Annotated in this window: 8 protein-coding genes and 1 pseudogene; 3 read left to right on the plus strand and 6 right to left on the minus strand. The window is 43.8% G+C overall.

Annotated features, from left to right (window positions below; genetic code table 11):
* Positions 1-309: 309 nt before the first annotated feature.
* The 4 genes from BLO31_RS12760 to BLO31_RS12775 all read right to left on the minus strand — a co-directional run bounded on the left by BLO31_RS12760 (position 310) and on the right by BLO31_RS12775 (position 4046).
* On the minus strand, positions 310-1809 hold the full coding sequence (locus BLO31_RS12760) for a bifunctional ADP-dependent NAD(P)H-hydrate dehydratase/NAD(P)H-hydrate epimerase (protein ID WP_070967073.1): 1500 nt from the start codon (positions 1807-1809) through the stop codon (positions 310-312).
* Positions 1810-1959: 150 nt separating this feature from the next.
* A complete protein-coding gene (locus BLO31_RS12765; RefSeq protein WP_070967076.1) occupies positions 1960-2406 on the minus strand; it encodes a PAS domain-containing protein in 447 nt (148 codons plus the stop codon).
* Entirely contained in the window at positions 2406-3413 is a 1008-nt protein-coding gene (locus BLO31_RS12770; protein WP_070967078.1) for a response regulator, read from the minus strand. The genes BLO31_RS12765 and BLO31_RS12770 overlap by 1 nt, the downstream gene beginning before the upstream one ends.
* Positions 3414-3584: 171 nt before the next feature.
* The gene (locus BLO31_RS12775; RefSeq protein ID WP_070967080.1) at positions 3585-4046 is read right to left on the minus strand and encodes a TetR/AcrR family transcriptional regulator; all 462 of its coding nucleotides are present in this window, start codon (positions 4044-4046) and stop codon (positions 3585-3587) included.
* A 501-nt stretch (positions 4047-4547) separates the two neighbouring features.
* On the opposite strand from BLO31_RS12775, the gene BLO31_RS12780 reads away from it, so the two are divergent.
* Both BLO31_RS12780 and BLO31_RS12785 read left to right on the plus strand, forming a co-directional pair.
* The gene (locus BLO31_RS12780) at positions 4548-4847 is read left to right on the plus strand and encodes a YfcZ/YiiS family protein (protein WP_070967084.1); all 300 of its coding nucleotides are present in this window, start codon (positions 4548-4550) and stop codon (positions 4845-4847) included.
* 264 nt (positions 4848-5111) lie between these two features.
* Positions 5112-5651 carry a hypothetical protein gene (locus BLO31_RS12785; protein ID WP_070967109.1) on the plus strand — a complete coding sequence of 180 codons (540 nt, stop codon included), beginning with the start codon at positions 5112-5114 and terminating at the stop codon, positions 5649-5651.
* A gap of 26 nt (positions 5652-5677) precedes the next feature.
* On the opposite strand, the gene BLO31_RS12790 is transcribed toward BLO31_RS12785, so the two are convergent.
* Positions 5678-6778: a 1-acyl-sn-glycerol-3-phosphate acyltransferase gene (locus BLO31_RS12790; protein ID WP_070967087.1), complete on the minus strand. Its 1101-nt coding sequence runs from the start codon at positions 6776-6778 to the stop codon at positions 5678-5680.
* Positions 6779-7009: 231 nt separating this feature from the next.
* Here BLO31_RS12790 and BLO31_RS12795 point away from each other — a divergent pair, with 231 nt between their 5' ends.
* Positions 7010-7606 carry a cupin domain-containing protein gene (locus tag BLO31_RS12795; RefSeq protein WP_070967090.1) on the plus strand — a complete coding sequence of 199 codons (597 nt, stop codon included), beginning with the start codon at positions 7010-7012 and terminating at the stop codon, positions 7604-7606.
* A 62-nt stretch (positions 7607-7668) separates the two neighbouring features.
* Here BLO31_RS12795 and BLO31_RS25205 read toward each other — a convergent pair.
* Positions 7669-8852 (minus strand): annotated as a pseudogene (locus tag BLO31_RS25205) (MFS transporter).
* Between the last annotated feature and the right edge of the window lie 125 nt (positions 8853-8977).

The raw sequence follows: 8977 nt of genomic DNA on the forward strand, positions 1-8977 counted from the left end.
CAGACGAGCTTTCCTTTTTTCGGACACAAAAAAACCGGAGCGTTGGCAGACGCTCCGGTTTTCAGCATTATAGGTCGTGATTAACTTCCCGCAAGACTGATAATTCTATTTTTTTTGTGATACCATTTTGAACATCTGCATACCTGCGTCCTTTTAAACTCTTCTCCAAGTAAGCCAAGCCTTGGTTTCTAAAGGTGTTAAGTCTCTATCCTGTTAGGTCGATTCAAACGTTTACTCGGTTTATTTCTCAGCCAAACGCGCCAAGATTAGTTAAATTGTGTTTCAGATCGACACCTTACTCGCATTATTTCAAAAATTATTTCCGCTACTTTCACTATAAAATTTAATCAACTCGCGAATTTTGGGTGCGAGATCTCCTGCGAGTAAGCCAATTTGCCCCTCACTTTCGGCTAACTCATCGGCAGCCATACTATGTAGCAATACACCACATAGGGCGGAATCAAGCAAACTCTGCCCCTGCGCTAACATGGCTGCAATCACTCCCGTTAACACATCTCCCATTCCGCCGCTTGCCATGCCAGCATTACCAGCAGGACATACGTAAACGGCATCTTTGTCAGCAATTAAGGTGCCCGGTCCTTTTAAAACACAAATACCCCCATATTGGTTTTGTATTTGTCTTACTGCCTTGTACCTGTCATTTTCAACCTCTTCTGCGCTGCAACCTAATAACATGGCGGCTTCTCCGCTATGGGGAGTGAGAATCCACTGAGCGTTCCAACGAGGCGATTGAGCCAGATGCCAAAGCGCATCAGCATCAACTACTTTGGCTTTGCCCTTAGCCAACTCAATCGCCACTTCAAATCTTGACTCGCTTTGTTCTGTTCTCCCCAAACCCGGCCCAATCGCTAACACATCACTCCATTGGACACGGTGATTCAGTGCTTCCCCACCACTCCAATCTCCTGACATCACCTCGGGTGTGCGAGTTAAACACGCCATCATGCTCTCTTTAGCCATCAGAGCTGCTGTTAGCCCCGCACCAGAACGAGCACATGCTTCGCTTGCCAGCACAATAGCACCGCCCATCCCTTTGTTACCCCCGATTAATAACGCTTTGCCATTTTTACCTTTGTGGCTGTTTTTGGGCCTAGGGTTTAGCTTGTTCACGAGTAGTTGTTTACTCAGCAGATTGGCCGACGCTTGGTTCTCTTGTTCAAAAACCTGACTGACACCTAAACCTGCAAACTCGATTTTCCCACAATGCCCTCTTCCCGCTCCAGTGACTAAACCCTGCTTAACCCCTATAAAAGATACGGTGTGGTCTGCGACTATCGCATTGCCCATTACTCGTCCTGTATCGCTGCATAATCCTGAAGGCACATCAACAGAAACTACTGGAGACGTTGATTCGTTTACACGCGAAATCCACGCTCTAGCGCTCTCCCTCACGTCACCGGATAATCCGGTTCCCAATAGCGCATCAATGATCAACCCATCGATATGGTCGAGTTCTGACAGGACTTCTCCCCCGTGAAGCAGATACTCATCTTTGGCCGTTGCAGCGTCACCAGTCAGTTTACTTGGGTCAACAAGAGCCACTAAGCTGACACTAATACCCGCTTTTTTTGCAAGCTGAGCAATAACATACCCGTCCCCACCATTATTGCCACCACCGCACAGGATTACCCACTTTTTGATATGAGGATACGCGTTACTAGCATACTCATAAGCCGCTTTTCCCGCGCGTTTCATCAAGGCATACATGCTAATTTCACAGGCTTTCGCTGCGTTTATTTCTCCCAACTTAACCTGTTGCGCTGTATACAAACCTTTTGTGGTTTCCATTGGCCTTTTCTCCCTGACGGTGGTGTTCAATCGCTCTTATTAACAATAGCTTAGATCAAAGTGGGCTTTGAAGCTTGGCTTTTAATACTATCGTGAAAACCAAAAAAAAGGCCGTATAAATACGACCTTCTATGGTTAACCAGACCTTTACTAAACTAAGTTTCCGCTTTGCGATGCCAATGCTTCGGCCGTCGCGTCTTGTACGGAAAGAAACAGAGAGCGAACTTCTCCAGTAGGTGTGCGCATTGGGTTTAAAGTGATGTTTTGGTACATAAACTCCGCCTGCTGAGTAACAGGGCGAACGTTTCGACATTTGAATAAATATGGGCGCTGACGCCATGTAATAAAGCTTCGGCTTCCTAGGTCATAAACCGGTTTGGTTTTGAGTTTAAACCACTCCGCTGGAATTTCTGGAAACAGTTCAAAAAGCGACTTTCCGATTGCATCGTGAGATTGAATACCGCTGTGGTGGGTCATAAACCCGTTCCACACCTGAACGTTGTGGTCCCTATCTATCACAACCAAGCCAAGATCAACGTTTTGCACCATATCCACCATCCAGTGGAACTGCTCAAACTCCGCGGGTAAGCTCGTCATTAGAAATCCTCCATGAGATAGGAAAGCTTGTTGTCTAACAGAGGCAGAGATTCGTCAACAAACATAAACAACAAGTCACATCGAATAGAAGTTTTATCTATGGTGTAACTCACCTCAAACGTCATGGTTTTACTAAACGATCCCGTTGTATTTTTAATCACTGAATCGATTGGGATATGCTGCCCTAACAGGACTGGGGGGCTTTGGAAAAAACGTACTTCAGACTGTTTTCCCAATCCATTGAGAAATGCGCCAACCAAAATATTGGACACATCCATCAAGAGTTCAAGCTCTTCTAACTCTTCACTGTCCGCAGGAACCTTCATTAATTTTTTAAGGTCAGCAACACTTGAGTCGCTCAAAAGAACCAGTGCTTCACCAGCAATGCCTTCCCCACTAAACCCTTGGCACACTCCAGATACTTGGTCATTGTCAGCCAAATCGCGAAGTGCCATATGCAGTTCACTCACTTCAAAGATATTGACGTTAGGAAGTGGCAGGTGGACAAACACATCAAAGTGTCTTGCCAACGCATCGGCAGCCTGACCAATTGAAACGTTCGCGACTTCCATATAGATATCGCGACGCTTGAGAATGGGTAACTCAACTGGGGCAACCGGAGCATAGGTTTGCGGTGTGGCTTTCTTTTCCACTAACTCGCGCAGAACAGCATTTAAAGCGTCTTTATCAATTGGCTTTTGAATAAAAGCTTTTGCACCCAAAGACATCACTCGTTCTTTGGCCTTTGGCTGAATATCACCGGATACAACAACAACAGGTATATCCAAGCCGCGTTTTTTAATTTCTTCTAATGTTTCAAAACCATCAAGCTCTGGCATGGTGAGATCTAAAAACATGAGCTTGAATGTGGAAGCTTCTAACTTTTCTAGGGCATCTAACCCATGAACTGCAAAGGTTATCTCTGCGTTAAGTGAAGCCGGTAATGATCGCGCCATTTGCTTGCGCGCTAATGCGGAATCATCACAGATGAGTACCGGATATGACATGCAGACTCCCACTACTTATTGTTTACATAATTATTAAAGTGTAACAGATAGATACGGGACACGGTACGAAACAACTAACTATTTATTAGCAATAAACAATACATACTAAAAAAGCCTTCGAAATGAAGGCTTTTTATTATTTTTATTGTAAATCTCGGCTCTTTTTTATGCTTAGCTTACCATACGGATCAGGGAACGCCCGATAAGCCACTCTAGTTCTTTAGCACTGCTGTTACCAAACTGGCTTTCGGTCGCTTTATACAAACGCTCGATACCATTTGAAGCAAACTCATGTGCTCTTTCCGCTGTAACGATATGGTGGAAAAGCAGACGCAAAATAGCGACAAACTCTTCACTTTCTAGTGCTTTCAACCAACTTGTTGAAAACGTTTCGATATCATTGTCAAAATCCAAATGTTCTACAAACATCTTGTAGATTCTTCCATCTAGAGCCGCGGTAAAGTCTGTTTTTTTAGGAAAATGGTGACTAATACCCGTTCTAGAGACGCCGGTTTGCTGACTTAATGTTGTGTACGACATTTTGTCATAACCAAGACGAAGAAGTTGATCAACTACTGCGTCCATTATCTTTTGGATTGTGATTTCTGTATCTTCTTTACTACGCTTTGGCATGTTCAGGTTCTTCTCTTTGTAAATCCATCTAAACTCAAAATTGAGTCAATAAAAGATGCCCGCTATTACTTAGCCGAACCTCGAATAACGCATTCTTTGTGCCCATCATCTGAAGTTGCCATATCGATTATAAAAAGCCGAGATATTGTTTTACGATACGGTGTAAGCTAAGTGACTTTTTAGTTAGAGCAATAACTCTACTTATGGGTCCGCAAGCTAATATATTTTGTAGATATAATTAAGTCGTCGATAATCTTATAAATTAGCGTTTCTCGCAACTGACCGAATGATAGACGGTGTAAAGAATAGCAATCATTCTCGCTATTATTTGAAGCTTGTCACACTACATTGTCACCTCATTCTTATATATCTATCAATATTTTCGAACCACCCTTTCAAGATAGCATACGCTTAATGTAACGGTATGGCGTCCCACATAATATCTAGATAAACTTCAAATTACTGGTTAGAATGCCCTCATAATTTGTAAGAGGATATGAGATGAGCGTAAAAGCAGAAGATAATCAAGTATGTGAAGCTTGTGGTTGTGCCGGAGAGATGGGTTTCATTATCAAAGAAGGCGACGACGTAGCTGAAGTCTCGCTTTATGGACCAAACAAAGACACCCTGTTGGCAGAGTTGGATAAATACCTCACTCTTGCCAAAGAAGTCTGTAAAAACGTTGAACACGAAGTCACTCCAGTAGATGACAACAGTACAGAGCTTACCGCACGTTTTAAGTTTGAAGTCAGCGCAGAAAAACTGATCTTTGAACTAAAATCTCGCTCTATCGCAAGATAACCCTACCGAGTTTAATCAGAACAGAGCCAAGCCATATTGTCTAAAGGCTTGGCTTTTTTTATCCATTTTTTCTTAAGTTGTACTCTCAATCCCTATCATAGATACGGGACCAAGCTCGCTTATCCAGCCACATCCTCGCACTCCTTCATTGACGCCCATCGCTAACTTGCAGATACTAAAAACAATGGTCTGTTTGAGGATGTTACTTTGATTCGAATCGCTCTCTTTTCCGCTCTGCTAATTGGTTTGCCAGTTCAGGCGGTCATGTTGGATCAATACCGTGTTCTCAATCACCTCGACAACTACGGTAATCTTGATTTGCGCAATAAGCCCTATACCAAGTTACCCGATGGTATGGTGATCAAAGGCAACCTGAATATCGCCAAAACGGCTATTGCTTCTATTCCCAAAGGCGTTGATATTCAAGGTAGTTTAGACGCGTCGAATAGCGGCCTTAAAAAGGTTTCAAAAGGGGTAAAAATTAAGGGGTACGCCAACTTATTAGGTTCGCAAATTACACGCTGGCCCGGCGGTGTCAAAGTCGGTGGATTCATTAACTTAACCGATACTCCGGTAACTAGCTTGCCTCCTAGATTTAAAGTCAAGGGTGACCTAAGTGTAATAAGAACGCCTCTAGAGCAACTGCCTGAAGGCATTGTCGTTGAAGGAAGCCTATATATTGGAGGTTCAAAAATCACCGAGTTTCCCGACACAATGACGGTAAACGGCAATATATTCTTAGGCGGAAACAGAATCTCCAAATGGCCGAGCAACCTCACTTTAGGTGGTGCGGTTGCCCCATAAAAAAAGGACCTAAACGGTCCTTTTTATTAAGCTTGATTCTTTACTGGGTTAGCATAACTTGCGATTAAGTAGTCGCGAGCCTCACTAGGTAAGCTGTCTAACTTACCTTGAAGAAGAGTTTTTACCTCACTGTCGACACTTTCATCTCCAGCGGCTAACTTGTTGATAGGGAAAAGGTGATAGTTTTGGTGGATCTGGCGATCAATCTCAGCAGCTAGCTCTTCTGGTGTTTCGTAGGCGGTATCGATAACATTGCCAAACGCAACGTGAACCCTGCCTTTATTGCCAACAATCCCTTGAATGATACTCTCAATATCTTCAAATTCCCCTTTCTCGTAGCTGCCCTTAACCTCTTTTTGATAAAGCTCGAGCGCCTTCGCGGTATCGCAAGGGTCATTTTCATATGAGATAGCAACGGGAACGATCTTAAGTGATTGTATATAGTCACCAAACGCGATTTTTTGTTTGCGACCTTCGACGTGGAACATTTTCAAGATAGCCGGATCGGTATAGTCGTTACCGTCTTTTGCTCGACCCTCTTTTTGCGCGATCCAAATCGAGTTTTCAGTCTCTAGCGAGTGTTTGATGTAAGCCGACAAAGTGCCTAGAGCTTTCATCATCTCACGCGGGCCTTTAGCAGAGCGTTTCACAATAAAACTCTTGTTCAGACGCATAAGTTCAGTCGCACATGGCTTTTTAAGCAAGTTGTCGCCAATGGCGATCCTAACGGTTTTGTGACCGCTTTCGTGCAAGCCATAGTTCACCAATGCGGGATCCATAGCAATATCGCGATGGTTGGAAACAAACAAGTAAGCCGTGTTTTTGTCTAGTGCGTCCAAACCAGAATAGGTCACCCCATTGGTGGTCGAGTTCAGTGTTTGCTGCAGATATTTTTTAACTTCCATCTGAATAGCGTTAACACTGTTTAGCTTGGCCCACTTAAACTTAAGGTAAACCTTAACAAATGGGCTAAGCAGTTTTTCAACCAGCGCATTTCGATTACTGAACTTATGCTGCAATATAGCATGAATAAACTCTTCATCGTTGATTAGCCTATCAATGGCTGCTGGAATTTCGTCATCCTTGTACGGACGGATCTCTACAAAAGGGTCTTTGTTGTCTGTCATTAGTTACTACATCAAATAAAAAGCTGGCTTATTCTACGCACACTTACTGGTTTACGCATCTTTCCATGTCTCATATACACTATGGTCAGACCAGAATAACGTATTGTAGTTCCCAATACTGCGACTGAATAACATTGACCAACTTTGCGCTTAAACGCGGTAATAGCGCGAGTAGCAGTTGGCATTTAAAAGAATACCGAGTACCCTATCGCCGCTATAACAGGGGGATACATGCACCTAGCGATTGAACAACACAGTAATGTCTACGAGTACCTTTATTCGACACCGAGAAAAAAACAGCTTAAACATCAGCTTATCTATATAAATAGTGGATTGGCACTAGCCAAACTCGGTAAAAAAGAGTACGCCGTAACTGAAGGTGAAGCCCTCTGGATCCCTTTCGACTGCTTATGCTCTCTAACCTTTATGCCATCGACTGAGATTCAATCGATACAGATATCAAGCCGACTCTCTCTGCCACTCCCGAAGCAAGCGGGTTACGTCGTGTTAACACCACTTCAAAAAGCGTTGTTTGGCTCTGTGGGCAACACAACGCTTTCTCCTGAACATCGTCAGTCGATATTGTCGCTATTTAAACACGAGCTCACATCAATTAAGCCCGAACTTCTAGAATCTGATTTGACGACAATGTTCAACAATCATACCGACACGTTACCAGCCGATTACTTTGCGGCGGTGAAAATTCGCGATGCCGTTAAGATGAAGCAATCAGGTAAGAGCGTCGAAGCTATCGTTTCAGAAAAGTTCCACAACGACAAACAAGCCTTTGATGCCTTGTGTTTATCCGTTTTGGGCACTGAGCTTTAAAAGGTCAATGTAAAAGGAAAGCCGAGAGACGTTCAGTCGCTCGGCTTTATTATTGCCGCTAGTTAATCGATTACTACGTCTGCAGTCCTATGGTGCTTAGTTATCACTAAAGATAAACTCACTAAAACAATAAAGGATGCGACCAAAAAAAGTACATTGATTGTGGAGATGGACAATACACCAGAACCCAATACCGCACCCGTGCCAATCGCAGCGTTAAAAATGGCCGCGTAAATAGCCGAAGCGGTGAGCGCGTTATGCTTGGCCAAACGAATAATCCACGTTTGCAAAGCAACAAAAAGCATCGCCCCCCCTAATCCCCAAGCAGCAATTACCACTAACAGTAAGTACTCATTGTGTAGCGGTACTAAACTGATTAAACCAAAGCTCAAACCTATAGTTAAAAGACCAGTGCTAAGTACACTAGCCAAAGACCTGTCGATAAATAATCCGCAAATTACGTTACCTACTAAGCCAGCACCACCAAACGTAAACAAGTAAATCACCACCCATTCACTAGACACCGAGTACTCGCCAGAGAGCAAAACTTCAATGTAGGTAAACGCTGCAAAGTGCGCCACTATACTTAATGCCGCGATGATATAGACTCGCCTTAACATATGGTTTCTAACAACGGGTAAGAATTGCTTTTTACCCAGTTTTTCAGTGCCAGACACACTAGGTAAACTTGCGCAAAGGCTAGCGCCGTAAAAACAGATAGCCCGGCCAGTACAACAAAAGACAAACGCCAACCTGAATAACTACTAATCCAATTGATCAGTGGAACCCCTAAGACGCTTGCCGACGAGACTCCACCAAAAATTATGGCTGTCGCTCTGCCCACTTGATTCGATGCAACTAATTGAGCGCCAAGTGACCCGATCATCGCCCAAAACGCACCGTGTGCCACTGCTCCTAGCAACCTTGCCGCTAACAACAATTCAAAATTTGATGTGTAGGCAGAAATGACATTAGACAAGGCTAAAAACAGCATCAAACCAACGAGTAAAGGTCTACGTGGTAAATGGCTTAACACGGTGACAGAGATCAGAGCAGTCGCCGCTCCTAGCCAAGCATAGATAGTTACCACCAAACCCGTTTTACTGGTACTTTCTCCCATCTCATCTGCGATGGTAGACAACATGCCTATTGGTGCCAGCTCTGTGGCTACGACGGTAAAAGCAGCCAACCCAAGCATAACTACGGCAAACCATTTTCTGACCCCTACTATTAAAGAGGAACTCATACGTTAACCCCCTTCATACCTTCTTGGGTGTATCTCTCCCCTACCGGTTTAAAATGGCGCAGGGCGTGTTCGATATCATTGAGTTCTCCAGATGTGAGTGCGACGTTTATCGCGCCGAGATTATC

The sequence above is a fragment of the Vibrio sonorensis genome, from assembly GCF_001854765.1.
Taxonomy (GTDB): Bacteria; Pseudomonadota; Gammaproteobacteria; order Enterobacterales; family Vibrionaceae; genus Vibrio; species Vibrio sonorensis.